Here is a 24,635-nt window from a genome sequence, read left to right on the forward strand (position 1 = left end):
CGTGTCAGGCGTGCGCCGCTTGCGCGGGGACGACTGACAGGCGCAGCCCGACCGTCTTGAGTACTGCGAGCAGGGTTTTCAGTGTCGGGTTGCCGTTGGGCGATAGCGTGCGATACAGCGATTCGCGGCTGATGCCGGCTTCGGCCGCGACCGCGCCGAGCCCGCCGTAGGCTTCCGCGACGGTGCGCAACGCGAGCAGCGCGGCCGCGCGGTTGTCGGGATCGTCGAGCGATTCCATCGCGACGCGCAGATAGGCCACCGCGAGCTCGCGGTCGGCGCCGAGTTCGGCGACTTCCGCGTCGTGGTGCGATACCGCGCCTTTGACCTTGTTCATGCTTGCCTCCGTTTCCAGGTCGACCAGTATTCCTTCGCATTCCTGATGTCATCGGGTTGGCCGTGCTTGTCGCCACCGGACAACAGCAGCACGATCGCGTTACCGTACCGGCCGAAGTACACGCAATGGCCGGCACCGACATGGATGCGCAGTTCCATCACACCTTCGCCGACGGGCTCGCAATCGCCGAAATTTCCGGTCTGTACGCGACGCAGGCGCTCGCGTATCCGCGCCTGGACGACCTTGTCGCGCACGGCGTTCAGCCATTCGGTGAAAGGCTCGCGACCGTCGTCGCGCTGATAGCGAAGGAGTTCGAACCTGGAGAGCATTGTAGCTTATAAGTTACATGGTGGATAGAGATGTCGACGTGGTTGGCTGATCTGCCGGGTGCGGTTGATGAAGCGAGACGTTCGCTGGCCGACTACCGGATCGAGCCGAAGCGCGACGTGAAGGCGCGGCACGAGAATGTGTCCGGTGCCTGTGAGGCGCGGTATATCGGGCATTGAGGCCGGCTTTCCGAACGAAGATCATTCTTTCATTCGGCACGAGCGATGGCGATTCGACCGAACGGCCGATCTCGCTGGCGTGCAGCGCGTGATCGCCGCCCGCGCATGCCCGGGCGAGCGCGGCAATCTTGTCGGCAGCCCTTGAATGGAGCGACATGGTCCGCGCGTTTCTGGCACCATCGCGCGATACGCACGGCTCGCTGCGCTACCGTCGCGATGCCGCTTCGATCCCTCGACTCGAAAGGACCTGCATGATCACGCTTCGCCCGATGACCGAAGACGACTTCCCCCGCTTCTGGCCCACGTACCACGCGATCGTCACCGCGCGGGAAACCTACGCATTCGATCCGGCGGCGACGCAGGAGGCCGCTCGCGCGCTGTGGCTCGACGCGCCGCTCTGCACGTGGGTCGCCGAGGAGGATGGCGTGCTGCTCGGCTCGTACTATCTGAAGGCCAACGCGGCCGGGCCCGGCAATCACGTCTGCAACTGCGGGTATATGGTCGGCGAGGCTGCGCGCGGCAAGGGCGTCGCGCGAATGATGTGCGAGCACTCGCAGCAGGTCGCGCGCGAACGCGGTTTTCTCGCGATGCAGTTCAATTCGGTGGTCGCGACGAACGAGGTGGCCGTCGCGCTGTGGCAGAAGCTCGGCTTCGAGATCGTCGGCCGCTTGCCGCGCGCGTATCGCCACGCGCGGCTCGGCTTCGTCGACTGCTTCGTGATGTACAAGTGGCTCGGCGACACCGCGGCCGCCGAGGGCTGATCGAAAGTCAGACGGCGAACGCGCCGTCGAACACGATCCGCTCGTCGAACGCGAGCGTGCCGCGCGCGAAGATCAGGTCGAGGTGGTGGCTGCCGTTCGCGCCGCCGCCGAGGCCGAGATGCAGGCCCGGATGGCGCTCCTCGAACCCGGCGTTGCGGCCGTACAGCGCGCGGATGCCAAGGTTGGTGCCGATGCCGAACTCCTCGATGCGCCGGTGATTGTCATGCCGGTCGAGGTACGACGCGAAGTCGCGCCGGAAGCCCGCGTCGTCGCTGTCGAAATCGACGATCTGGCTGTCTTCGACGTGCAGCGTCGCGAGCCGCTCCGTCACGCGGTACTTGATCGCGAACGGCACGGTGCCGAGGAACGTGCCGCTGAACACGATCGAGCCGCGCAGGTCGGTGACGTGCGTCGCGATCTCGCCTGGCACCACGTCGAGATTGCCCATCCCGTCCACGCTTGTCCATTTCTGGTCCGGTGAAAGCGAGCCGGTGAGCGTGTTGCCGGCTTCGTCGATGAAGTGGATCCGCGATGCGCGCGCGGCCGCTTCGATCAGCCGGCCGTTGCGCGCGGCGATGTCGTCGAGCGATTCGGCGAACGCTTCGTCGAGATGCGGGCCGTAATCCTTGAACAGCACCGACTTGCTCCAGTGCTCGACGATCGCGGGGCGGATCGCGGCCAGGAACGGCGGGCCGCTCGGCGACGGTGTCGGCAGGCACGACGAGTCGTACAGCAGTACGAACAGATCCGCGCGCGCAAGGGCGGCGGCGATGTCGTCGGGCGGGGTGGTTTCGAGGCAGAGGGTCGTCGCGTCGAACGAGTCGGGCAAGGCGGAAAACGCGCGCAACGCGACGTCGCGATTGCGGGTGTCGTAGCCGACCAGCAGTTTGCCCGTTTCGCCGCGAGCGAGCTTGTCGCGCAGCGCCGGGTGATGGCCGAGCGCGCGGTGCAGGTTCAGCATGCGTGTCTCCGGAAGCGGCGGAGGGGCCGTAGCCCCTCCGCGGGAACGGGCTGGCCGCTCAGACCGGCCAGAGCGCGGTGCCGAACGGCACCACGGCGTCCTCGACCATCATGTCGACGGCCTCGGGGTGCGTGTCTTCCTGCATCCAGTCAAGCAATTCGATCTGCGTGGTTTCCTGCATGTCAATTCTCCTGTGGTGAACATGAGCGATTCAACATGAAGCGCGGTAAAGGAATGACCGCCACTCGTCAGGAATTTCGTGAATGCCGGACGAGTGGCGTCGATATTAGTCTGACGATTTCGCGAATGCAATGCGTTGATTCGTTTTTAGCTGCGGTGTGCTAAACAAGCGGGTTCGCCGCGGATCGCGCAATGAAGGCGAATAAATCGGGGCGAGAAGAGCATCGGTTATTTTTTGAATATCGAGGCCATTAATGATGAATTGATTCGGTGATTTATTTGAATTGCGCGTGCAATCGCGTCGATCATTTCGATTTTCACTATTCACGAACGTTGCGCAGCGCGCGGCGAGCGGCCAGCGTCCATGCGGACGGTCGGCCAGCCGTCGACGGGCCGGCTTCGGCGGCGGCGACGATTTTCTGGCACCATCTGACGACTTCGCGTGCGGGCCGCAGCCGTGCGCGCACCGCCGTCCCGGCGGCACGATTCGAACCACGATGGAGACACGCGATGCGCGCAGCGCCGCAACCGGAGCACGCCGGCCGAGCACGGCCGGATGCACGCGCCACCGAACCCGACCGGATGGCCGCATGGCGGCTCGCGATCGGCCTGTCGCTCGGCAGCGCGATCGCGCTCGGCCTCGCGCGCTTCTCGTATGCATTGCTACTGCCGCCGATGAAGGCCGATCTCGGCTGGACCTTCGCGCAGGCCGGCGCGTTGAACACGGCCAACGCGGCCGGCTACCTGATCGGCGCACTCGTTTTCCCGTTCCTGTCGCGCCGCTGGCGCAGCGGCTCGCTGCTCGCCGCCGGCTGCGCGCTGACCGCGATGTTGATGGCCGCATGCGGGCTCACGTCCGGCATGAACGTGCTGCTCGTCGAGCGGCTCGCGACCGGCATCGGCAGTGCACTGATCTTCATCAGCGGCGGCGTGCTGGCCGCGCGGCTCGCGTCCGCGTCGCCGCGCGATGCGGGGCTGCTGCTCGGGCTTTATTACGGCGGCACGGGATGGGGCATCGTCGCGTCGTCGCTGCTCGTGCCCGCGACGCTCGTGCACCGGGCGCACGGCTGGCAACCGGCATGGTTCGCGCTCGCATTCGCGTGCGTGCTGTTCTCGGCGATCGCGGTGGCGGCGGCACGTCGCATCGAGCATGCGCACGCGGCAGCGGCCGTGCGGCGCGACGGTGCGGCGCCTGTGGCGAGCACGAGCCCCGCGCGCTTCGCACTCGCGCTCGCGGGCTACGGGCTGTTCGGCGTCGGCTATATCGGCTACATGACGTTCATCGTCGCGCTGCTGCGGGGCGCGGGGATGAGCGGCGCGGTCGTGTCCGCGTTCTATGTGATGCTCGGTGTCGCGACCGTCGTGTCGGCGCGGCTGTGGTCGGCGCTGCTCGACCGGATGCGCGGCGGCCAGGCGCTCGCCATGCTCAATGCGTTGCTCGGCGTGGCGACGCTGATGCCCGCGCTGTTCGTGCATCCGGCGGCCGCGTTCGCATCGGGCGTGCTGTTCGGCGCGACGTTCCTGTCGGCGGTCGCGTCGACGACCGCGTTCGTGCGTCACAACCTGCCGCCGGAAGGCTGGGCGAAGGGCATCAGCGCGTTCACGACGATCTTCGCGTTCGGGCAGATCGCCGGGCCTGTCGCGATCGGCTGGGTGTCCGACAGCGCGGGGCTCGCGCGCGGGCTCGTCTATTCGGCGCTGACGCTGTTCGCCGGCGCGGCGCTCGCGGCGGGACAGCGTGCGTTGCGGACGCCCGCGTAGCACTGCGCGGGCGTGCGCTCGCGCGAGCCGCGCGCGGCAACGCACCGTGACGGTTATCGCACGCAGGCCGTGCGCGATACGCGATGGAACGCACGGCTGAAGTAGATGAGGCTGTCGCCGTCGTCTCGCACACGGATCGACGTCGCCTCGATGAACATCACCGAATGCGAGCCGACTTCCTTCATCTCGGCGATCGTTCCCTGCAGGCTCGCGAGCGCATCGCGCAGCACGGGCACGTCCCGTTCACCGCGATCCCATACCGGCAGCTCGAAGCGGCGCTCCATCGGCAGTTCCGTCATTCCCGCGAAATGACGCGCGAGCAGTTCGTGCTCGGCCGGCAGCACGTTGATGCACACGTGCCGGTTGCGCTCGAAGATCGCGTGCATCGCGCTGGACCGGTTCAGGCAAACGAGCAGTGTCGGCGGCGTGTCGGTGACGGAACAGACAGCGCTCGCGGTGATCCCGCAGCGGCCGTGCGGCCCTGCGGTGGTAATCACGTTGACAGCCGCGCCGAGGTGGGCCATTGCCTGGCGGAAGGCCTTTTGCGCGTCGGCGGGTGCTCCGCGCGCCGGTTGCGGGTTATCGATCGTTGCGGACATGGGCGTTCCTGGATGGATGAAGGCGACGACCGTACGCGCGGTCGATGCGCACGGAAACGTCGACGGTGACCCCAGCGTACGTCGCGAAAAAGCCGACGACCATTCGCACGATTGATGGCGCGGCTGGCGTTCCCGCCAACGCGTCTAAAGGTTCTACCTAGATGCGCGGCACGGCGCGCGAAAAAATGCGATTGCCGTGCTCGTCCGGGACTCAAAAGGGTATTCAGCGCATTTTCGGCTCGTTATGATGTGCCGCACATCCCCGACAAACGACGCCGGCCCCGGATGCCGCGCGTGCGATACCGATATCTTGCGAGACACCCCGATGACGTCACCCAATCCGATCGTATACATCGTCGACGATGACAGCGGCATGCGCACGTCGCTCGCATGGTTGCTCGAATCGGTCGGCATCGCGTCCGAAGGGTTCGCGAATGCCGCCGATTTTCTCGGGCGCTTCGACGTGAACCTGCCGGCGTGCCTCGTGCTCGACGTGCGGATGCCGGAGAAGAGCGGGTTCGATGTGCAGGCGGAACTGAATGCGCGCGGCGCGACGTTGCCGGTGATCTTCGTCAGCGGACACGGCGACATTCCGATGTCGGTGCGCGCGCTGCAGAATGGCGCGATCGATTTCGTCGAGAAGCCGTACAACTCGCAGCAGATGCTCGAGCGCGTGCAACGCGCGCTGCGGCTCGCGCAGCAGCGGCACGCGGTCGACCAGCGTCACCGCGAGCTGCGCCACAGGCTCGATGCGCTGACCGCGCGCGAGAAGGAAGTGCTGCGCGGCGTCGTCGACGGAAAGGGCAGCAAACAGATCGCGTCGGACCTGTCGATCAGCGTGAAGACCGTCGACGTGCATCGCGCGAGCATCAAGGAGAAACTCGGCGCGACCTCGATCGCGGCGCTCGTGCGCGACGTGATGGTCGTGTGGGGCGACGGCGACGAACCGCTGCGTTAGTGGCGCGAGCGACTGGCGAAGGATGTGAGCCACATCGCACATCGCGCACCGGCACGCAGCGCGGCGCCGGCGGCGCGCGCGTGGTCGTTGCCTGCCGCCATTCAACGCATGTACAGCCCGCCGTTGATGTCCCAGCACGCTCCGTTCGCGAAATATGCGTCGCCCGATGCGAGCAGCACCGCCGCATCGGCGACGAAGCTCGCGGAGCCGAGCTTGCCCCCGGGAAGGCTCGCGAGCACTTGCCGCAGCTTCTCCGGCGCGACGCTTTCATGGACGATCGGCAAATCGAGCGGTCCCGGCGAGATCGCGTTGACGGTCACGCCCTGCGCGGCGAGATCGCGCGCGAACACCTTGGTCAGCGTCAGCGTGCCGCCTTTCGCGGCCGCATAGTGCGCACCCGTCGCCGAGCCACCGTTCTGCCCGGCGAGCGATGCGATGTTGACGATGCGGCCCGCGCCGCGCGTCGCGAAGTACTGGCCGAACACCTGGCAGCCGAACAGCACGCTGCGCAGGTTCACGTCGATCACGTGGTCGAACTGCTCGGCCGTGATCTCCATCGCGGGCACGACTTTCGACGCACCGGCGTTGTTCACGAGCACGTCGATTGCGCCCCAGCGTGCGACGAGCGCATCGCGCGCGGCCTCGAAATCGCGCTTCGACGTGACGTCCAGCGGCAGCGCGATCGCGCGTTCGCCGCCCGGATCGAGATCGCGCGCATGTGCATGAATGGCATCGACGGCGATGTCGGCCAGTGCGACGCGATAGCCGGCCGCATGAAAGCGTTCGGCAATGACGGCGCCGAGCCCGCGCGCGGCGCCGGTGACGAGGACGACTCGGTCTGACATGGTGCGTGATTCCCTGGTTCGCGGATGCGCTGCCGAAGCGGCGCGCGCATCGTGGTTCATGCGGCGAGTGCCGCCTCGAAGTGCGCGGCGACCGCGCACACCTGTTCGTCCGCGCCGTTGCGCCCGACGATCTGCAGCGCGGCCTTCAGCGGCGTACCCGCGAGCGGCAGCGGCAGGCTGAGCGCCGGATGGCCGCTCAGGTTGAACGGGCGGATCAGCGACGACATCGCGATGACCGATACGCCGTCGCGCGCCTGCGCGAGCGTGATCGGCAGCGCGGGCAGCGTCGGCAGCACCAGCACGTCCGCGCGTTCGAGCGCGGCGTCGACCTGCGCGGTGAAGCGACTACGCACCGCTTCGGCTTGCGCGAGCGCGGCCGGCGTCGTCGTCGCTGCCATGCGCAGCCGCGCATCGAGATCCGCGCCGAGCTTCCCGGTTTCGACGAGATGGCCGAACGCGCGGAACGTTTCCGCGTTGATGACCGCGAGCCCCGCGGTGAACGCGTCGGACATTTCATCGAGCACGACGTCGTGTGCGCGCAGGCCCGATGCGCCGATCGCGGCGTCGAGCGCGGCGACGATCGCCGGATCGGCGTCGACGATCACGCGCGCGATCGTACAGCCGGACGCGGACGCGGCGGCGCCGGTGCGTTCGAAACCGGGCGCGATCGCGGCCATCACGGCCGCGAGCGTGCGCACGTCGCGCGCGAACGGCCCGACGCAGTCGAGCGTCGTCACGGCCGGCGCGACACCGCGCCGCGATACGCGACCGAACGTCGGCTTCATGCCGATCACGCCGCAGCATGCGGCGGGCCCGCGAATCGAGCCGCCGGTATCGGTGCCGAGCGCGGCGTCGACCGCGCCGAGCCCGACGAGCGATGCGGAGCCGCTCGACGAGCCGCCCGGAATGCGTGTCGGATCCTGCGGGTTGACCGGCGTGCCCGTGTAGTCGTTGATGCCGGTCATGCCGAACGCGAGCTCGTGCATGTTCGCCTTGCCGGCGATCTGCCAGCCGGCGTCGAGCAGCAGACGGACGACGTCCGCGTGCTGCTCGGCGGGCGGCGTATCGGCGAGCGCGCGGCTCGCCGCACGGGTCGGATGGCCGGCGATGTCGATCGTGTCCTTGATTGCGATCGTCGGACCGGGCCCGCCCAGCGTGAAGGTATCGATGAAGCCTGTCATGGATGCGATGGCGTACGAGCGCGTGATAGGGTTCAGAGCCGTGGCGCGGCAGCGAGCGGCCATGGGCCGTCGAGCACGCGTTCGGTGCGGAAATGGCGGATCAGCCACGTCGAGCCGTCGTCGGCACGCGTGAAGTCGATCGTCAGTCGCGCGGCGATCAGCTCGGCCGTGCCGTCCGCATAGCGCGACGCCTGCAGCATGATCCAGCGGCCGCGCGCGGTTGCGTGGCCGACGTCGACATCGATCGACTCCGACGTCAGGAAATGCAGGTTCGCCGCGAAATGCGGCTCGGGCGGCAGATAGCGGCGCAGCATCGCGACGATCGCGTCGGTGCCTTCGAGTCGGCCGAACTTGCGCGCGTATTGCGGGCCGATGCCTTCCCATACCGCGTCGCCCGTGAACAGCGCGGCGAGCGCCGGGCCGTCGCCCGCGTCCTCGGGCACGTCGCACAGCGCCATGTAGCGCGTGATCGTCGCGCGCACCGCGCGTTCGGCGTCGAGCGTCGCGACGCGCTGCGCGAGCGCTTCGATCGTGCGTGTCGAATCGGGGCCGGTCATGATCTGCGTCACGCTGCGGGCTTCGCGGCCGGGGGCACGGTCAGCGCACGGCCGACGCGCGCCTCGATCTTGCCGTAGCGCCACAGGTTGTATTCGCCGACGGGCGTCGTGCGATACAGGTTGCACACGGCGACCGTCGTGTCGAAGTCGGCGACGTCGGCCATGATGTAGAACGTCCACGGCGCGCCGTCGGCCTGGCCGACGACGAGGCGGTCGTCATCCATCACGCCGAGCACGCGTACGCCGGGCATGGCTTCGATCGCGGCGAGCATCGCGCCGTACGCTTGCCACACTTCGCCGATCTTCTCGCGTGGCAGGTCGAAGAAGTTCTGCGACACGCCGCAGCAGAACAGCACGCGCAGCGGCAACGGATTGGTTTCGGACATCGGAGGTTCTCCTGAAGAATGCGTTGAGCGGGATCGAAGCGGGTCGACGCGGATCACAGATAACCGGGGAACGGCGTGACGCCGGTGAACACCGCGCCCGCGCCGTCGAAGTTGCCTTCGCCGAGAAACGCGTGCTGCGTGACGACCATCGCGTCGCGCAGCAGACGCTGCAGCGGATGCGTACGATAGATCGCGGCCGTGCCGCCGAGCCGGTACGCGCGCTCGACGACGCTCGCACCTTCGCGGGCGATGTGCGTCGCGGCGAGCCGGAGCAGGCTGACCTGTTCGGCCGTTACCGGGTTCCCGGCGAGGATCGATTGCCAGACGGCGTCGGTGGCGTCGTAGAAGAACGCGCGCGCCGAGCGCAGCTGCGCCTCGGCTTTTGCGAGTTCGATGCGGAAATACGCACGATCGGCGAGACGCGGCGCGCCGGTGGTCGTCTGGCGTCCGCCCGACATCCGGTTCACGACGTCGAGCGCCGCGCGCGCCAGCCCGAGGTTGACCACGGCCAGCACCTGCGCCGCATACGCGACGGTCGGATAGCGGTACAGGGGCTCGTCGACGGTCGCCTCGCCGCCACGCACGAAGGTCCACGCCTCGGGCACGATGCGGTCGTTCACGCGCAGGTCGTGGCTGCCGGTGCCCTGCATCCCGACCACGCTCCAGTTCTCGACGATCTCGACATCGGCGGCGCGGAACACGGCCGTGCGCGGCTTGTTCGGCGCGGCGCCCTGCACGCCGGGGGGCGCGATGCCGACACCGAGCCAGTCGGCGCCCTTGCAGCCGCTCGCGAATTTCCATGTGCCGTTCACGCGCCAGCCGCCCGGCGCCGCCTGCGCCGGCTGCACCGGGAACAGGCCGCCGGCGAATACCTGGTCGGGGCCGCTCGCGTACAGCTCGGCCTGCGTGTCGAGCGGCAGCGCGGCCAGGTAGACGTTTGCCGAGCCGAAGCTCGCGACCCACGCGGCCGACCCGTCGGCGGTCGCGATCCGCTCGATCATGTCGAGGAAAGCGGTCGGCGCGAGCGCGTCTCCGCCGAAGCGGCGCGGCGTGCCCGCGCGATAGATGCCGGCCGCCTTGAACAGCGCGATCACGTCGCGCGGTACGTGCGACAGTCGGTCGAACTCGTCGCGGCGCGCGACGACGGTCTCGATCACCACGTCGAGCGGCGACACGCGCGCGGCCGCTTCGCGGAGCGCATTCGGCGAAGTGGACGCGGCGTCGAGGGCGAGGGCGGCGTGGGGCATGGCGGTCTCCTGGGGTAGGGTTCGATTGCGCGGGCAACTGGATGCAACGAGTCTAGAAACGCCGAAAACACGCAGCAATTGGGGCGTAGGGCCGCGCGACTGGTGTCGCTCCGTGCAGGCCTAAAGAAATCTTCAGATGCGGGCCGCGCATCGCGGTGCTATGTTGGTCGTCCGGCTGCGCGACGCCGTGCGCCTTCATACGAATCCGATCATGAGTTTCCCCGACGAAGATGACTTCCACCGGCTGCTCGACGCGCTGACGACCTGCGTGCTGCTCCACGACGCGCAGACCCGCGCGATCGTGTGGGCGAATCGTGCCGCGTGCATCGCGCTCGGCTTTTCCGTCGAGGAATTGCTGCCGCTGAAGGCGCCGGACATGACGCGTCCCGAGCCGAAATACCGGCGCGAGATCGCGGTGAGCGCATGGGATCGCGCGTTGGTCGACGGCCCGCAGGTGTACGAATGGTGCTATCGGTCGCGCACTGGCGTCGACATGCTGTCCGAGGCGACCGCGACGTACGTGCCGCTGCGCGGACGCGACGTCGTGATGGTGCAGTTCCGCGACATCAGCGCGGAAGAGGCGGTTCGCCGGCAACTGCGCCGCTACGAGGCGCGGCTGCGCGAGTTCATGCAGGACCTCGACGAAGGCATCGCGGTGGTGACACGCGATGGCGGCGTACAGTTCATCAGCGAGTCGGGCCGGCGCGTGCTCGGGCTCGCGCCCGGCGAACCGCTCGGCGACGTGCTCGGCTACTTCGCCGATGCAGATCGCGACCGGCTCGTCGCGCAACTGCGCGATGCGCCGTCGGCATGCCCGAGCGCGCCGCAGCGCTACCGCATCGTGCGACGCGACGGCTCGCCATGCTGGCTGCGGATCCTGTGCCGGCAGGTCGAGATCGAAGGCGATCTCGACGGAATGCTGGTGCAGTTTCGCGACGTGAGCGACGAAGTCGCGATCGAGGACGCGCGGCGTGCGGAGGCGCGCATGCTCGAATACGCGGGCCGCTACAACGCGATGGGCGAGATGGCGACCGTGATCGCGCACGAACTGAGCCAGCCGCTCGCGGCCGTGCGCAACTTCATCGAGGGCGCGGTGCAGCGCCTGAACGCGCGCGGTGCCGTCGACGACGCGATCTGGGGCCTGCGCAGCGCCGATCGCCAGGCCGAGCATGCGGCGCTGATCATCAAGAGCGTGCGCGAATTCATCGTGAAGCGCGAGCCTGTCGTCGCGTCTGCCGACCTGCGCGAGATCCTCGCGGACGTCGCGTACTTCATCGAGCTGCGGGCGAAGGAAGCGGACGTGGCGGTCGCGATCGTGCAGGCCGACGCGCCGCTGCCGATCCGGTGCGAGCGCGTGCTGATCGGGCAGGTGATCCTGAATCTCGCGTTCAACGCGATCGAGGCGTTTGCCGGCTGCACGCGCACGCCGCGCACGCTCGTGCTCGGCACCGCGAAGGTTGACGGCCACGCCGAGTTGCGTGCGATCGACAACGGGCCCGGGATCGCCGAAGGCGCGCACGATCGGCTGTTCGACGGCTTCTCGTCGTCGAAGGCAGGCGGCAACGGGATCGGCCTGTCGCTGTGCAAGAGCATCGTCACGCGCCACGGCGGCAGGATCGTGGCGAGCCCGGCCGAAGGCGGCGGGCTCGACTGCCGCGTGACGCTGCCGCTTGCCGACGTGCCGGCGTAGCGGCTGCGGTGCGTCACGGCATGGCAGCGGCGCGCGGCGCATGATCAGCGTCCCAACGCCCGGGCGGTGCGGCCGCCGATTCCGAAGTCGGTGTTCGGGATGTCCTTGACGATCACGCGTGTCGCTTGCAACGGCGCATCGAGCACGTTCGCGGCGGCGTCGGACAGCGCCGCGATCAGCGCGCGTTTTTGCTCGTCGGTGCGGCCGGCGATCAGGATCGCGACGATCACCGGCAGCGACGGCGGCGCGCCATCGGCTGCGGTGCGGCCGCCGAGGCCGATATGCGTCGCGGGCAATTCGGTAAGCAGCACGCGCACCGATTCGAGCGGTGCGCCAATCGCGTCGACGGTCGCAGTGCTGAGCCGGGTGATCAGGTCGGCCTTGCGTGCGTCGTCATGGCCGGCCGGCAAGAAAACTTCGAGTGTGGGCATGGTCGTCGGGAAAGGTGAAGGTCACCGGCTCACCGTTGCGTTCGCGACGGCGAGCCGGTTGCCGCTTACAGCAGGAAGCCGATCGCGCTGAGCGCTTCGGTCGAGTCGATCAGCCGCACGACCTTCTCCGCGATCCGCATTTCCCCGTCCGCATCGACGTGCAGCTTGTGCGTGACGTCGGCCGCGAACAGCGTCACGGTGCCGCGCTTGTACGCGACGACGACCTGCGCCGATTTCAGCTCGACGGTGCCGGCACTGCCGCTTTCCAGCGTGAAGCGCGACACGGTGCGCACCGTGCGCGCGGCATCCGTCGCCGACGCGGAGTAACCGGACACCATTCGCTGCACGCGCTTTTCGCGCATGTCGTGGTCGTCGAATACGTAGTTGAGCGTCGCCGCGAAGTCGGTCGTGTCGGGATCGATCGGCACTACGTAATGACCGGCCGGATCCCACAGATCGAGCCATGCGCGATAGTTTCGGCGGTCGAGCATCTCGGCTTCGCGCCACACGAATTCGACCGCGCGGGCGAAGGTCTGCTCGGAAAGGAGGGCATTGCGGTCGTCCATCACTGTTGCTCCATCATGTTGCGCCATTGGCGATAGGCCTCGCGCATCCCGGTCTCGTCGGTCGCATGCGCGGTTTTTTCGCCGTTCGCGGCGATCGTCTCGCGGTTCAGCCCTCGGTTCACGAGGATCGGCACGTCGGGCCCGGCGTACGCGCCGCGCTGCACACGCTCCCACGCTTCCGCATCGTCGGGGCTGCCGAAGCCGAACGGGCCCTGGAAGTGCTCGTGAATGCGCAGCCGCTCGCGGTTCGCTTCTTCCGGGCCGCCGTCCATCGCGAGCGCAACGTGGCGGATCTCCGTCTCGGTCGCGGAGATCGGCCGCAGCACGCGGAAGAACGCCATCGACAGCGCGAGGTTCGGGAACAGGTTCAGGTTGAAGCCGACGCCCATCAGCGAGCGCACGATGCGGCGCACTTCTTCGGGCGCGTGGCGCTCGGCGAGTTTCGCGGCGAGCGGCGCGAAGCGTTCGGGCAGCGGCGCGCCGTCGTCGTCGTCGAGATCGATCAGCTCCGGCATCAGCACCGCGAGGCTGTGGCCGTTGCCGAGCGCACGGCAGAACGCGTCCTCGCTCGTCATGAAGCTCGTGATCGCAGCGGCCGTCTCGTCGTCGATCGACTTCATCCACGACTTGTGCACGACCGGGAAGTGATAGAGGTCCGTCGTGTTTTCGAGCTGAATCTTCCAGTTGCCCTTGAACCTGAACTTGTGCTCGCCGTTCGCCTTGATCGGGTAGCCGGCGCCCTGCTTCATGAACAGGTCGATCCAGGGCTTCGCGCCGCCGAGGAAATCCTCGAGCGATTCGATGTCGTCGTTGAAGCTCGCGAAGATCAGCCCTTGGTACACGCCGACGAGCAGTTTCACGAGCGGCAGGTCGCCTTTCTCGCATACGCCTTCGTAGCCGTCGCCGTACGGCAGCGCGCGCAGCGTGCCGTCGAGCGCGTACGACCAGCTGTGATACGGGCACGTGAAGCCTTTCGCGTTGCCCTTGTGCGATTCGCACACGGTCGCCCCGCGGTGGCGGCAGCGGTTCTGCAGCACGTTGATGTCGCCGGTCTTGTCGCGCACGACGATCACCGGCTGGCGGCCGATCGTCGTCGTGATGAAGTCGCCCGGGTTCGGCAGTTCGCTTTCGTGCGCGACCCAGATCCAGGTGCGGTAGAAGATGCGATCGAGCTCGGCCTCGAACAGTGCGGGGTCGTGATACATCGCGGGTGCAATGCGATCGGGCTGCGCGAGACCGTGCAACGCGCTTGTGTCAATCGTCTGGCAGGAAATGTCGTTCATCGTCGTGGGGAAAGAGTCGCGAGGAAAGGCCGGGGCCGCTTTGAGGCGGACCACGTGCGGATGACACGGCCAGTTTCGTCGTCGCGTCCAAATCGGTCAAATTGATCTAAAACGGCATGCAAGATAAGTTGCATCGATAATTTGTCGGCAGCTTCACGCGGCGACGCGACCATGAATGCGATTCATGGGGGGCATTTTTGGCGGGAATTTGACCGCGACCGGCGCCGCTCTTATCGTGGGTTCGACGCAGCACACGGATTCGATCGAGGACCTGTCGCCCGATGTACGACAGGCAGGACAACTGAACTTACTTGCGGCTTCCCATGAATACACCAGCACCCCTGTCGGCGGGCGCGTTGCCGGTTTCCCGCGGCACGAATTCGGTCCGGCGCGCGGTCACGACCGCCGTACTTGGCCAGGCACTCGAATGGTATGACTTCTTTCTGTATGGTACGGCCGCCGCATTGCTGTTCGGCAAGCTGTTCTTTCCCGTGGGCAGCGATCCGCTGACCGGCACGATCGCGGCGTTCGGTGGCTTCACGGTCGGCTTCGTCGCCCGGCCGATCGGCGGTCTGCTGTGCGGGCACATCGGCGATCGCTACGGCCGCAAGACGGTGATGACGCTGACGATGTTGACGATGGGGGCGGCAACGGTCGGGATGGGGCTGCTGCCGACCTATCGCGAGATTGGGGTCGCGGCGCCAATTGTGCTAGTGCTGTTGCGCGTGCTGCAAGGGCTGGCGGCCGGCGGCGAATGGAGCGGCAGCATCCTGCTGATTCACGAGAATGCGCCGGCCGACAAGCGCGGCGCGCTGGCCGCGTGGAGTCCGTGCGGCGCGGCGTTCGGCTTCGTGCTGTCGACTGCGGCCTTCCTGCTCGTGCAGCAACTGCCCGCGGCCGATATCGAGCGCTGGGGCTGGCGCATCCCGTTCCTTGCCAGCATCGTACTGGTTGCGTTCGGCCTGTGGATGCGCCGCTCGATCGGCGAAAGCGCGGAATTCGCCACGGCCAGCTCGGCGCGCAAGGCCAGCTCGACCCCGCTCGTCGACGTGTTGCGCGAATGCCCGCGGCAGGTATTGACCGTGTTCGGTCTGCGTTTTGGCGAAGGTGCGGTGTCGTACCTGTTTTTTGCGTTCTCGCTTGCATACGGCAAGTTCATCGGCCTGAACGCATCGTGGCTGCTGAGCGGGCTCGTGATTTCGATGCTGCTGATGATTCCGGTGACGCTGTTCGCAGGCCGCCTGACCGACCGCGTCGGCCGCAGGCCCGTCTACCTGCTCGGCGCAGTCGTCGTCGTGCTGATTGCGTATCCCTATTTCATGCTGCTGGAATCCGGCCGGTTCTGGCATGTCATCGTCGCGCTGATTCTCGCGAACAGCATTGCCATCGGCATCCTCGAGGGTGCGCAGCCCGCGTTCATCAGCGAACTGCTGCCCGTCCATCTGCGCTTCTCGGGGCTCGGCATCGGCCGCGAGATCGCGTCGGTGCTCGGTGGCGGGCTGTCGCCGATGATCGCGACCGCGCTGCTCGCGCACTACCGCAGCGCGACGCCGATCGTCATCTATCTCGTGATTCTTGGCGCGTTGACGATCGTCGCGACGTGGATCGCACCCGAAACGCATCCGAAGGCCGTACGCGACGCGGTGCGATCGCGCTAATCGCACCGGCCATTCCCGTTCCAATCCAGACACAGGACTCCACCATGCAAGCCAATTCCGCCATTCGCGCCGTCGTGGCCGGCACATACGCCGACGCCCGCCAGGAATCCGAGGACCTTTCACCACTGGCGCTCGAGACGGTGATCCAGGAGATCGAACGCAGGCGCGACGAATTCGATCGGTTGTCGCACGTACCGCGCGACGTGATCGCGCTGATGAAGCGCGCGGGTATCTTCCGCGCCGGTACGCCGGCACGTTTCGGCGGTGACGCGCTGCCGCCGCACGCCTTCCTCGCGATGCTCGAAAAGATCGCGATCGCGGACGGCTCGGCCGCATGGGTCGCCGCATTCGGCTCGGCCAATACGTACCTCGCCGCGTTGCCGCTCGACACGCAGCGCACGATCTATGCGGACGGACCGGACCAGGTGTTCGCAGGCGGGCTGTATCCGCTGCAGCCCGCCACACGCGTGCCCGGCGGCTATCGCGTGACGGGACGCTGGCGCTTCGCGAGCGGCTGCAAGGGTGCCGACTGGATCGGCGTCGGCATCGGCGGTGCGCCGGCTGACGGCGGTACGCCGGGCAAGCCGTTCACGGCGGTGTTCCCCGCCAATCAGGTCGAGATTGTCGATAACTGGTGCGTGGTCGGCATGCAGGGCACGGGCAGTCACGATCTTGCGCTGAACGACCGTTTCGTTGCCGATGCATGGACGTTCGTGCGCGGCGGCGAGCCGACCGTCGACGAGCCGCTGTATCGCTATCCGGCCGTGGCGTACCAGGCGCAGGTTCATGCGGCCGTCAACGTCGGCCTCGCGCGTGCGGCGCTCGACCTGCTTACCGCGATGTCGGGCGCGACCAGAACCACGACGGGTGCGCCGCGTCTCGCCGATCGTCCGTACTACCGCGAGGGGCTCGCGAAGGCCGAAGCCGAATGGCGCAGTGCGCGGGCATTCTTCTACGAGACGGCGGAAGCGGCATGGGCGTCGCTGAGCGCCGGCCGGCCGGTGTCGCCGCAGCAGGCGAACCTGCTGCGCTTGAGTGCGACGCATGCCGCCCAGGTGTGCGCGAACGTCGTGATGCGCGCGTACCAACTGGCGGGCACGGCCGCGATCTATCGGGACAATCGTCTGCAGCAGCTGGCGCGCGACTCGATGGTGGTCACGCAGCATGCGTTTCTCGGCGACGCGACGTACGACGGGTCCGGTGCCATGTTTGCGGGCATCACGCCTGTCACGCCGTATCCGTGACCGGAACGGGTGCCGCTCTTTTTCGCAGCAGGAGTCTTCGATGAACGATACAACGATCCACGACGATGTCCGCCGGGACTTTCGCGAGGCGATGTCGCGCCTTCCGGCCGGCGTCAACGTCATTACCACCGACGGCGTGCAGGGCCGCTGGGGCATCACGGCGAGCGCGGTCTGTTCGGTGACCGACACGCCGCCGACGATGCTGGTGTGCATCAACCGCGGCAGCCGCGCACACGACATCATGTGCGGCAACGGCCGCGTGGCGATCAATCTGTTGCCGTCCACGTGCCAGCAGGTCGCGGCCGCCTTTGCCGGCATGACGTCGACGTCGGGCGATACGCGCTTCGACGACGCACGGTGGCACGACGGGATGACCGGCGTGCCGGTGCTGGCCGACGCCAACGTCAGTCTTGAAGGGCGCATCATCGACAGTAAGCCGGTCGGGTCGCACTCGGTGCTGTTTGTCGAGATCGACCACATCGCTCTGCTTGCGGCGGCCGACGGGTTGATCTATTTCGGACGCACGTTTCACCGGCTCGCGCATCCGCTGGCCGCGCAAGCGGGGTGACGGATGGAGCTCTGCCTGTTCCTGATCGCCGAGGCCACCGACGGCGCGGCCGCCGGCGTGCCGCTGCTGCCGGCGGCCGACGACGCACTGGCGGCCATGTGCGCGGCGGCTGGGCTCACGCGGCTCGTCGTACATCGGCCGGTCGCGATGGCCGCCGATCGCGCCGACCCCGCCGCGCGTCCGCCGTCGCCGGCGTGCGTGCTGCAATGCTATTTCGCCGAGCTCGCCGCGCTCGAAGCGGTGCTCGGGCCGATGGGCGCCGCGCACGAGTGGACGAAGCACTGGCTCGCCGCCGGCACGCGCGTCGTGCAGCAAGCGATGGCCGTGCGGCCCATCGCGGTGCCGGGTCCCGGCGCGGCACCGCGCGGTTGCACCTACCTCGTTGGCTACGAGGGCGAGGCCGAGGACCCGAACGCGTGGCTGTCGCACTACCTCGATCATCACCCGCCGTTGATGGCGCAATTGCCCGGCATTCGCGCGGTCGAAATCTACACGCGGGTCGACTATCGGAGCGCGCTGCCGGTGCCCCGCGCATACGCGATGCAGCGTAACAAGGTCGTGTTCGACGATGCCGGTGCCCTGGAGCACGCATTGGCGTCCCCCGTGCGCATGGCGATGCGCGAAGACTTCGACGCGCTGCCGCCGTTTGCCGGCGCCACGCCGCATTTCCCGATGGCCAGCGAAAGTTTTGAGATAACATCGTCGAAGTAGTCTGCGCCGCGTCGTGCGACCGCTCGCCGGGCGTGAGACGTGCCCCGCTGCGGCCTCCCGAGCGCCATGACCCAATCCCATCCGGTCGTCACCGACCTCAATCTGCTGCGCGTGTTCCTCGCGATCTCGGAGCTGCGCAGCCTGACCGCAGCCGGCGAACGGCTCGGGCTCACGCAGCCGGCCGTCAGTCATGCGTTGCGGCGCCTGCGCACGCTTTTCGACGATCCTTTGTTCGTGCGCACGCCGTCCGGCATGGCGCCGACCGATACGGCGCGCCAACTGCACGGCCCGTTGACGCGCGCATTCGCGATCATCGACCTCGCGGTGCAGCAGGTCGCGCATTTCGATCCGGCGACCGCGTGCCGGACCTTCCGCATTTCGATGTCCGACATGTCGGAGTTCTATTTCCTGCCGCCTCTGCTGGCCAGGCTCGCGGAAATCGCACCAGGTATTCGCGTCGACATCGCCAGTGCGGCGGTCGATGTCGTCGGCGCCGCGATGCGCGGCGGCGAGATCGATCTCGCGCTTGGCTACGTGCCCGAACCGGGGCCCGGCTGCGTGAGCGAGACGCTGTTCTCCGACGAGCATGTGTGCATGGTCCGGGCCGGCCATCCGCTTCGCAAGCGCGCGCCGACGCGGGAGGACCTCGCCGCGCTGCGCTACGTCTACGCGAGCAGCAATGCCACCGGTCACCGGATGGTCGAGAAGTGGCTTGACGAACTGCACGTCGAGCGCACCGTCGTGCTGCGCCTGCCGCACTTCATCGTCGCGCCGGAAATCGTGCAGCACACGGACCTGGCGATCATCTTCCCGCGCAGCGTCGCCGAGCGTTTCAACCGCGGCCGCGTGTTCCGGATCTTTCCGCTGCCGTTCGTGTTGCCGCCGATCGAGATCCAGATGCATACCCACGTGCAGTTCTCGGCCGATCCCGGCATCGCGTGGTTGCGCGACCTCATTCACGACATGTTCTATCGTCCGCAGCGCTGACGACGGTTTCATCAGTCCGCGTAAAAATCCACTGCACTGATTTAAAATGCGTCCACGCATCAATTCGACGAATAGTGGAGGCGTACATGACATCGGTCGATCATCTCGATCTGAACCTGCTGCGGGTGTTTCAGGCGATCGTCGAAGAGCGCAGCCTGACCAAGGCCGGCGAACGGCTTGCGCTGTCGCAGCCGGCCGTCAGCTATTCGCTAGGCCGGCTGCGCACGTTGTTCGACGATCCGCTGTTCGTGCGTACGCGTTCGGGGATGCAGCCGACGCCGGTCGCGCTCGAACTCGCGGGGATCGTCGGCAAGGCGCTCGACATGGTGCGCGTCGCGCTGCGCTACGCCGAGCGCTTCGACCCTGCGACGAGCACACGCACGTTCCGGCTGTCGCTGTCGGATGCGGGCGAGATGGCGTACCTGCCCGCGATCTGCCAGGCGCTGCGCGAGCGCGCGCCGCGCGTGACGCTCAGCGTGCAGCCGCTGCCGGTGGAGGAGATCGAGGAGGCGCTGCGCGCAAGCCGGCTCGACTTCGCAATCGGCAACCTCCCCGAACTGATGCCGCGTACACGGCATCAGCTTCTGTTCGAGGAAACCTACGTGTGCATGACGGGCCGCCGGCGCGGGCTGCCGGCCGGCGCGGCGCTGGGCCTCGAGCAGTTCGTGCGTGCCGCGCATGTCAACGTGAAGTCGGTCGAACACAGCCACCACGCGCTCGACGATGCGCTGCGGGCGCAGGGCGTCGGCCGCAACATTGCACTCGAAGTGCCGCATTTCGTCGCGTTGCCGAGCGTACTTTCCGTTACCGATCTGTACGCGACGCTGCCAAAGCGGCTCGCGCGGATCCTGAACCGCGACAATGCGTTCCGGTTGTACGAACTGCCGGTGACGCTGCCGCCCGCGCCGGTCACGATGCACTGGCACGAGCATTTCCACGAGGACGAGGGGATCGCGTGGATGCGCGCGTTGCTCGCGGAGATCGTCGAGCATTTCGACGCCTGACGATCGGGCGTCGCGTGCGTGACGCCATCGGCACGACCGGGTGTCTGCCGCCGGCGCACCGTCATCTCGCTCAATCAATGGATCGATGCGGCGGCACGTCGGCGCGCGCGGCGCATCAGAGATCGAGCACGAGCACCGCCGAGCGCGCACGCGACACGCAGCAGCAGATCACCGTGTTGCTCGCGCGCTCGGCCTTGCTGAGGCAGTGATCGCGATGATCGGGTTCGCCGTCGAGCACGGGCACCATGCAGGTGCCGCATACGCCTTCGCCGCACGACGTATCGACATCGATACCGATCGCCGCGAGTGCGTCGACGATCGACGTATCGGGCGCGATGCGCACCGATCGGCCGCTGCGTTGCAGCCGCACTTCGAAGCCGTCGGTCGGAGCCGTCGCGACGTCCGCGGCGGTATCGGCCGCTGCAGGTTCCGCCGCGAAGCGTTCGAGATGAATCGCGTCTTCCGGAATTCGCGTGGCCGCGGCTTTGACCACTGCATCCATGAACGGCCCGGGGCCGCATGTATAGACATGCGCGTTCGAGTCGATCGATTCGACGCAACGTGCGAGTTCGGCCGCCAGCGCGACGGGCTCGATCCCGTAATGGAACCTTACGTGCGACGCGAACGGGTCGGCCGACAGTTCGTCGACGAATGCGGCATGCTCGCGACTGCGCGCGAAGTAGTGCAACCGGTAACGCGCACCGCGCTGCGCGAGCGCGTAGGCCATCGACAGCAGCGGCGTGATGCCGATTCCGGCCGCAATCAGAACGTGCTCGCTCGCGTTATCCGTCAGACGAAACAGGTTGCGCGGCGCGCCGATCGACAACTCGGCGCCGACGCGCACGTCGTCGTGCAGCGATCGCGAACCGCCGCGCGAGCGCGCTTCCTTCTTCACCGCGAACAGATAGCTGCCGCGCTCGTCGGGGCGCCCGCACAGCGAGTATTGCCGCGTGACGCCGGACGGCGCGGTCACGTCGATATGGGCGCCCGGCTCGTACGCGTCGAACGGCTGGCCGTCGACGCGCGAGACCCGGAAACAGCGGATGTCCTGCGCCGCATCGATCAGCGCGTCGACCCGGACCTGATGGCGGTTCGCTTGCATGGAATGTTCCGTGGGGTAGGAGGAAACCGGCGCGGCGATTGCCGCGCCGTCATGCAACCGAGAATAGGGACGTGCATCGCATAAATCAAATCGATTAAAAATCGACGATTGCATCAATGGCATGTATGAAGGTGTGCGCCTGATTGTGTCCGGTGCTCAGCGCGCGGCGATTGCATCGGCCGCCGTGGCCGCGTGCGGCGCCGCAGCCGGCATGTGGCCACGCTCGCGATCGAGGCTGCGGCGATAGTGGCGGCAACCGGCAGCCAGCAACAACGCGGCCAGCGTGGCCGCCGCCACGTTGACGATCGACATCGAATGACCGACCGCCGCCGGCGAGCCGAACACGCGATCCGTGAACAGCGCGACAACCGTCGTGCCGATCCCGAGCGCGATCAGATTCGACACGAGCAGGAACAGCGCGGAGATCTGCGCGCGCATCTGGTTCGGCGCGAGCGTCTGCATCGCGGCCGTCGACGTCGGCATCGGGAACGACGCGAAGAACATTGCGACGACCAGCATCGAAAGCGACGCGGGCAGGCTGTCCAGCTGCGTGAACAGTGTCGCGGGAATCACCATGCATGCGGCGCCGATCGCGCCGGCGCGCATCGGCGCGTCGCTGCGGCCGCGGCGCAGCAGCCAGTCGTTGAGCCAGCCGCCGCAGAACACGCCGGCCGTATTCGCGACGAGCAGCACGATGCCGAGCGTGTAGCCGGCCTCGACGGCCGTCATCCCGAATCGACGGATATAGAACGCGGGCGTCCAGCTCAACAGGCAGTACAGCGACATCGCGTAGAACGAGAAGCCCAGGTAGTGGCACGCGAAGGTTGCGCGATGCGTGCCGACGAAGCGCAGCGAATCGCGCATCGACACGCGCCGCACGGCGCCCGAGCGATCCTGCGCGAGGCCCTTGCGCTGCGGATCGCGCACGGTCGCGGCGAACAGCAGCGCGACGAGAATCCCCGGCAGCCCGACGATCAGGAACGTGACCTGCCACGCGTGCACCTGGCCGACGACCGGCAGCGTGAACGCGCTCGCATGCTTGAGCAGCGCGATCACGTAACCGCCGATCAGGAACGCGACGCCGCCGCCGATGAACGAGCCGAGCGAATACACGGCGATCGCGCGGCCGAGCTTTTCCTTCGGAAAGTAGTCGGCGAGCATCGAATACGCACCGGGCGACAGCGCAGCTTCACCGACGCCGACGCCCATGCGCGCGATGAACATCTGCACGAACTGCTGGCTGAGCCCGCACGCGGCGGTCGCGACGCTCCACAGCGCGATGCCGAGCGAGATGATGCGCGGGCGCGCGTAGCGGTCGGCGAGATACGCGACGGGCAGCCCCATCACGGCGTAGAAGAGCGAAAACGCGAAGCCGTTGAGCAGGCTGAACTGCGTGTCGGTCAGGTGCAGGTCGCGCTTGATCGGTTCGATCATCAGGACGAGCACCTGGCGATCGACGAACGAAAACACATACGCGAGCATGCAGATGACGACGACATACCATTCGTACGTATAGCGCTTGCCGTCGGCAGCGGGGGCCGTGGGTGCGGACATGCGGATTCTCCTGGAGCGGGCGGTGGGAAAGCGCGGTGCCGGCGTGGCAGGCCGGGCGCCGTCGCGGCGCGAATGCGTGCGGATGACACGATCGGAGACGCAGCGTAGTCGGCCAAATTCGACCGCCATAGCCGGAGTGACAGCGGCGCCACACGGACATTTACCGACCCGGATAAAGAAAACACCGAGGCCGCGCACGCCGGCCGCCGCGCGGCGCACGTGCGGCGCGGCGCGCGCGCATCATGTGGCACGTCTATAAGCGTTATAGAGCGGATTGCGTCGACGTCCGAAATTGTCGTTCCTAGACTCGGCCCGGTTTTGATCGGCAGTGTTCGCGCCGAAACGCGAATGCGCTTCACAACGAGCGGCGCGATGCCGACGGGCGCCGCAATTTCTACGGGACGACCAAGATGAACCATCCGAACGGGCCGGCCGACCGGCTTGCCGTGCCGCTTGCGCGGCTGGTTGCCGCGCTTCTGGCGTGTGCAACGTTGCCGGCGGCCGCGCAATCGAACGTGACGCTCTACGGCCGCGTCGATACCGCCATCGAATACGCGAACGCCGGGCCGAACCATGTGACGCGCATGGGCAGCGGCAACCTGTGGGCATCGCAATGGGGGCTGAAAGGCGTCGAGGACCTCGGCGGCGGCTACGCGACGATCTTCAAGCTCGAGGACGGTTTCAACGCGGCGAGCGGCGCGCTGTCGAACAGCAGCGCACTGTTCGGCCGCGAGGCCTGGGTCGGCATCACCGGTCCCTTCGGCGGCGTGCAGTTCGGCGAGCTCTACACGATCCTGCACACGACGCTCGTCACATACAGCCTGCCGGGCCTCGGCGCAGGTCTTGCATGGGGCAACGCGACGAACAACTTCGTCGGCCCCGCATTCCTGCGCGTGCGCAACTCGATGCGCTACACGTCGCCACGTTACGCGGGCTTCATGCTGCGCGCGATGGCCGCGCGCGGCACCAACGGTGCGGCCGGCCAGCCGGCGACGCTCGGCGATACGTATGGCGTGGGCGTCAACTACGTGCGCGGCGGGTTGTCGGTCGACGCCGATTACATGCAGCAGAAGTTCAGCCCGGCAGCCGCGCCGACGCTCGGCCCCGCCAGCACAGCCGCGAACGGCAACTACACGCTGGGTGCGATCTCGTACGACTTCAACGTCGTGAAGATCGCCGCGCTGTACCTGCGGCATCGTGGCGGCCCCGACGTCGCGGCCGCGATCGACAGCCAGAGCGCGTATCCGCACAGCGACACGATGGAACTCAGTGCGACGGTGCCGATCGGACGCGCGTCGCTGCTGCTGAGCGTCGGTCATTACCGGAAAGTTGCCGACAGCGACGGCAATGCGAATTCGTACGGCATCCGGTTCGACTATCCGCTGTCGAAGCGCACCGTGCTGTATACGGGGGCCGCGATGGTGCGCAACGGCGCGCACGCGCGCTTCGTCGTGAACGGCGCGGCGGGCGGCGGCGTCGCGGTCGCGAAGCCGGGCGCGACCGCCAGCTCGATCGTCGCCGGGATCCTCACGTCGTTTTGACCGTTGCGTGCGACCTGCAC

The 24,635-nt window shown here is 67.5% G+C and carries 28 protein-coding genes; 12 read left to right on the top strand and 16 right to left on the bottom strand.

Annotated features, from left to right (window positions below):
• Positions 1-4: 4 nt before the first annotated feature.
• Both WS51_RS01640 and WS51_RS01645 read right to left on the bottom strand, forming a co-directional pair.
• Positions 5-334: an addiction module antidote protein gene (locus WS51_RS01640; protein ID WP_059452071.1), complete on the bottom strand. Its 330-nt coding sequence runs from the start codon at positions 332-334 to the stop codon at positions 5-7.
• Entirely contained in the window at positions 331-663 is a 333-nt protein-coding gene (locus WS51_RS01645; RefSeq protein ID WP_069228486.1) for a type II toxin-antitoxin system RelE/ParE family toxin, read from the bottom strand. The genes WS51_RS01640 and WS51_RS01645 overlap by 4 nt, the downstream gene beginning before the upstream one ends.
• Before the next feature lie 30 nt (positions 664-693).
• Here WS51_RS01645 and WS51_RS31855 point away from each other — a divergent pair, with 30 nt between their 5' ends.
• Both WS51_RS31855 and WS51_RS01650 read left to right on the top strand, forming a co-directional pair.
• The gene (locus WS51_RS31855; protein ID WP_155773554.1) at positions 694-840 is read left to right on the top strand and encodes a hypothetical protein; all 147 of its coding nucleotides are present in this window, start codon (positions 694-696) and stop codon (positions 838-840) included.
• Between the two features lie 251 nt (positions 841-1,091).
• Positions 1,092-1,601: a GNAT family N-acetyltransferase gene (locus tag WS51_RS01650; RefSeq protein ID WP_069229100.1), complete on the top strand. Its 510-nt coding sequence runs from the start codon at positions 1,092-1,094 to the stop codon at positions 1,599-1,601.
• A gap of 7 nt (positions 1,602-1,608) precedes the next feature.
• Here WS51_RS01650 and WS51_RS01655 read toward each other — a convergent pair whose 3' ends face one another.
• The 3 genes from WS51_RS01655 to WS51_RS32420 all read right to left on the bottom strand — a co-directional run bounded on the left by WS51_RS01655 (position 1,609) and on the right by WS51_RS32420 (position 3,334).
• Positions 1,609-2,562, bottom strand: coding sequence for a CgnE/CgnB domain-containing protein (locus WS51_RS01655; protein ID WP_059799857.1), 954 nt, complete (start codon positions 2,560-2,562; stop codon positions 1,609-1,611).
• A 58-nt stretch (positions 2,563-2,620) separates the two neighbouring features.
• Positions 2,621-2,743 carry a hypothetical protein gene (locus WS51_RS33025; protein ID WP_059452075.1) on the bottom strand — a complete coding sequence of 41 codons (123 nt, stop codon included), beginning with the start codon at positions 2,741-2,743 and terminating at the stop codon, positions 2,621-2,623.
• Between the two features lie 105 nt (positions 2,744-2,848).
• Complete coding sequence (locus tag WS51_RS32420) at positions 2,849-3,334, bottom strand: hypothetical protein (protein WP_167357952.1); 486 nt, start codon at positions 3,332-3,334, stop codon at positions 2,849-2,851.
• On the opposite strand from WS51_RS32420, the gene WS51_RS01660 reads away from it, so the two are divergent.
• Positions 3,253-4,503, top strand: coding sequence for a YbfB/YjiJ family MFS transporter (locus WS51_RS01660; protein WP_069228487.1), 1,251 nt, complete (start codon positions 3,253-3,255; stop codon positions 4,501-4,503). The genes WS51_RS32420 and WS51_RS01660 overlap by 82 nt on opposite strands.
• 53 nt (positions 4,504-4,556) lie before the next feature.
• Here WS51_RS01660 and hpaC read toward each other — a convergent pair whose 3' ends face one another.
• A complete protein-coding gene (gene hpaC, locus WS51_RS01665) occupies positions 4,557-5,102 on the bottom strand; it encodes a 4-hydroxyphenylacetate 3-monooxygenase, reductase component (RefSeq protein ID WP_059503872.1) in 546 nt (181 codons plus the stop codon).
• Between the two features lie 325 nt (positions 5,103-5,427).
• On the opposite strand from hpaC, the gene WS51_RS01670 reads away from it, so the two are divergent.
• Positions 5,428-6,060 carry a response regulator transcription factor gene (locus WS51_RS01670; protein WP_059452078.1) on the top strand — a complete coding sequence of 211 codons (633 nt, stop codon included), beginning with the start codon at positions 5,428-5,430 and terminating at the stop codon, positions 6,058-6,060.
• 101 nt (positions 6,061-6,161) lie between these two features.
• Here the strand turns inward: WS51_RS01670 and WS51_RS01675 are convergent, their stop codons facing one another.
• The 5 genes from WS51_RS01675 to WS51_RS01695 are packed head-to-tail and all read right to left on the bottom strand — an operon-like array spanning position 6,162 to position 10,276.
• Complete coding sequence (locus tag WS51_RS01675; RefSeq protein ID WP_059452079.1) at positions 6,162-6,905, bottom strand: SDR family NAD(P)-dependent oxidoreductase; 744 nt, start codon at positions 6,903-6,905, stop codon at positions 6,162-6,164.
• A gap of 56 nt (positions 6,906-6,961) precedes the next feature.
• Entirely contained in the window at positions 6,962-8,086 is a 1,125-nt protein-coding gene (locus WS51_RS01680; protein WP_059804356.1) for an amidase, read from the bottom strand.
• A 32-nt stretch (positions 8,087-8,118) separates the two neighbouring features.
• Positions 8,119-8,643 carry a nuclear transport factor 2 family protein gene (locus WS51_RS01685; protein WP_069229101.1) on the bottom strand — a complete coding sequence of 175 codons (525 nt, stop codon included), beginning with the start codon at positions 8,641-8,643 and terminating at the stop codon, positions 8,119-8,121.
• Between the two features lie 8 nt (positions 8,644-8,651).
• Complete coding sequence (locus tag WS51_RS01690; RefSeq protein WP_059452081.1) at positions 8,652-9,029, bottom strand: hypothetical protein; 378 nt, start codon at positions 9,027-9,029, stop codon at positions 8,652-8,654.
• Between the two features lie 53 nt (positions 9,030-9,082).
• Positions 9,083-10,276 carry an acyl-CoA dehydrogenase family protein gene (locus WS51_RS01695; protein WP_069228488.1) on the bottom strand — a complete coding sequence of 398 codons (1,194 nt, stop codon included), beginning with the start codon at positions 10,274-10,276 and terminating at the stop codon, positions 9,083-9,085.
• A 136-nt stretch (positions 10,277-10,412) separates the two neighbouring features.
• Here WS51_RS01695 and WS51_RS01700 point away from each other — a divergent pair, with 136 nt between their 5' ends.
• A complete protein-coding gene (locus tag WS51_RS01700; protein ID WP_059542896.1) occupies positions 10,413-11,966 on the top strand; it encodes a PAS domain-containing sensor histidine kinase in 1,554 nt (517 codons plus the stop codon).
• 44 nt (positions 11,967-12,010) lie between these two features.
• Here WS51_RS01700 and WS51_RS01705 read toward each other — a convergent pair whose 3' ends face one another.
• The 3 genes from WS51_RS01705 to WS51_RS01715 all read right to left on the bottom strand — a co-directional run bounded on the left by WS51_RS01705 (position 12,011) and on the right by WS51_RS01715 (position 14,246).
• Entirely contained in the window at positions 12,011-12,397 is a 387-nt protein-coding gene (locus tag WS51_RS01705; RefSeq protein WP_059945268.1) for a 2-hydroxymuconate tautomerase family protein, read from the bottom strand.
• A gap of 65 nt (positions 12,398-12,462) precedes the next feature.
• Positions 12,463-12,966, bottom strand: coding sequence for an aromatic-ring-hydroxylating dioxygenase subunit beta (locus tag WS51_RS01710; protein WP_069228489.1), 504 nt, complete (start codon positions 12,964-12,966; stop codon positions 12,463-12,465).
• Positions 12,963-14,246: an aromatic ring-hydroxylating oxygenase subunit alpha gene (locus WS51_RS01715; protein ID WP_069228490.1), complete on the bottom strand. Its 1,284-nt coding sequence runs from the start codon at positions 14,244-14,246 to the stop codon at positions 12,963-12,965. The genes WS51_RS01710 and WS51_RS01715 overlap by 4 nt, the downstream gene beginning before the upstream one ends.
• A gap of 323 nt (positions 14,247-14,569) precedes the next feature.
• Between WS51_RS01715 and WS51_RS01720 the strand changes: the two genes are divergently transcribed.
• The 6 genes from WS51_RS01720 to WS51_RS01745 all read left to right on the top strand — a co-directional run bounded on the left by WS51_RS01720 (position 14,570) and on the right by WS51_RS01745 (position 20,418).
• Entirely contained in the window at positions 14,570-15,904 is a 1,335-nt protein-coding gene (locus WS51_RS01720; RefSeq protein ID WP_059542891.1) for an MFS transporter, read from the top strand.
• Between the two features lie 44 nt (positions 15,905-15,948).
• Positions 15,949-17,148 (top strand): acyl-CoA dehydrogenase family protein, encoded by a 1,200-nt coding sequence (locus tag WS51_RS01725; protein ID WP_081053929.1) that lies wholly within the window; start codon positions 15,949-15,951, stop codon positions 17,146-17,148.
• Positions 17,149-17,188: 40 nt separating this feature from the next.
• Positions 17,189-17,716: a flavin reductase gene (locus tag WS51_RS01730; protein WP_069228491.1), complete on the top strand. Its 528-nt coding sequence runs from the start codon at positions 17,189-17,191 to the stop codon at positions 17,714-17,716.
• A 3-nt stretch (positions 17,717-17,719) separates the two neighbouring features.
• A complete protein-coding gene (locus WS51_RS01735) occupies positions 17,720-18,427 on the top strand; it encodes an EthD family reductase (protein WP_069228492.1) in 708 nt (235 codons plus the stop codon).
• Positions 18,428-18,493: 66 nt separating this feature from the next.
• Entirely contained in the window at positions 18,494-19,414 is a 921-nt protein-coding gene (locus tag WS51_RS01740; RefSeq protein ID WP_059503857.1) for a LysR family transcriptional regulator, read from the top strand.
• Positions 19,415-19,500: 86 nt separating this feature from the next.
• Complete coding sequence (locus tag WS51_RS01745) at positions 19,501-20,418, top strand: LysR family transcriptional regulator (protein WP_059503854.1); 918 nt, start codon at positions 19,501-19,503, stop codon at positions 20,416-20,418.
• Between the two features lie 115 nt (positions 20,419-20,533).
• On the opposite strand, the gene WS51_RS01750 is transcribed toward WS51_RS01745, so the two are convergent.
• Complete coding sequence (locus WS51_RS01750; RefSeq protein WP_069228493.1) at positions 20,534-21,520, bottom strand: PDR/VanB family oxidoreductase; 987 nt, start codon at positions 21,518-21,520, stop codon at positions 20,534-20,536.
• A 156-nt stretch (positions 21,521-21,676) separates the two neighbouring features.
• Positions 21,677-23,074, bottom strand: coding sequence for a spinster family MFS transporter (locus WS51_RS01755; protein WP_069228494.1), 1,398 nt, complete (start codon positions 23,072-23,074; stop codon positions 21,677-21,679).
• A gap of 410 nt (positions 23,075-23,484) precedes the next feature.
• Between WS51_RS01755 and WS51_RS01760 the strand changes: the two genes are divergently transcribed.
• Entirely contained in the window at positions 23,485-24,615 is a 1,131-nt protein-coding gene (locus WS51_RS01760; RefSeq protein WP_059452090.1) for a porin, read from the top strand.
• The last annotated feature ends 20 nt before the right edge of the window (positions 24,616-24,635 follow it).

The organism is Burkholderia territorii (assembly GCF_001718335.1).
Classification (GTDB): domain Bacteria; phylum Pseudomonadota; class Gammaproteobacteria; order Burkholderiales; family Burkholderiaceae; genus Burkholderia; species Burkholderia territorii.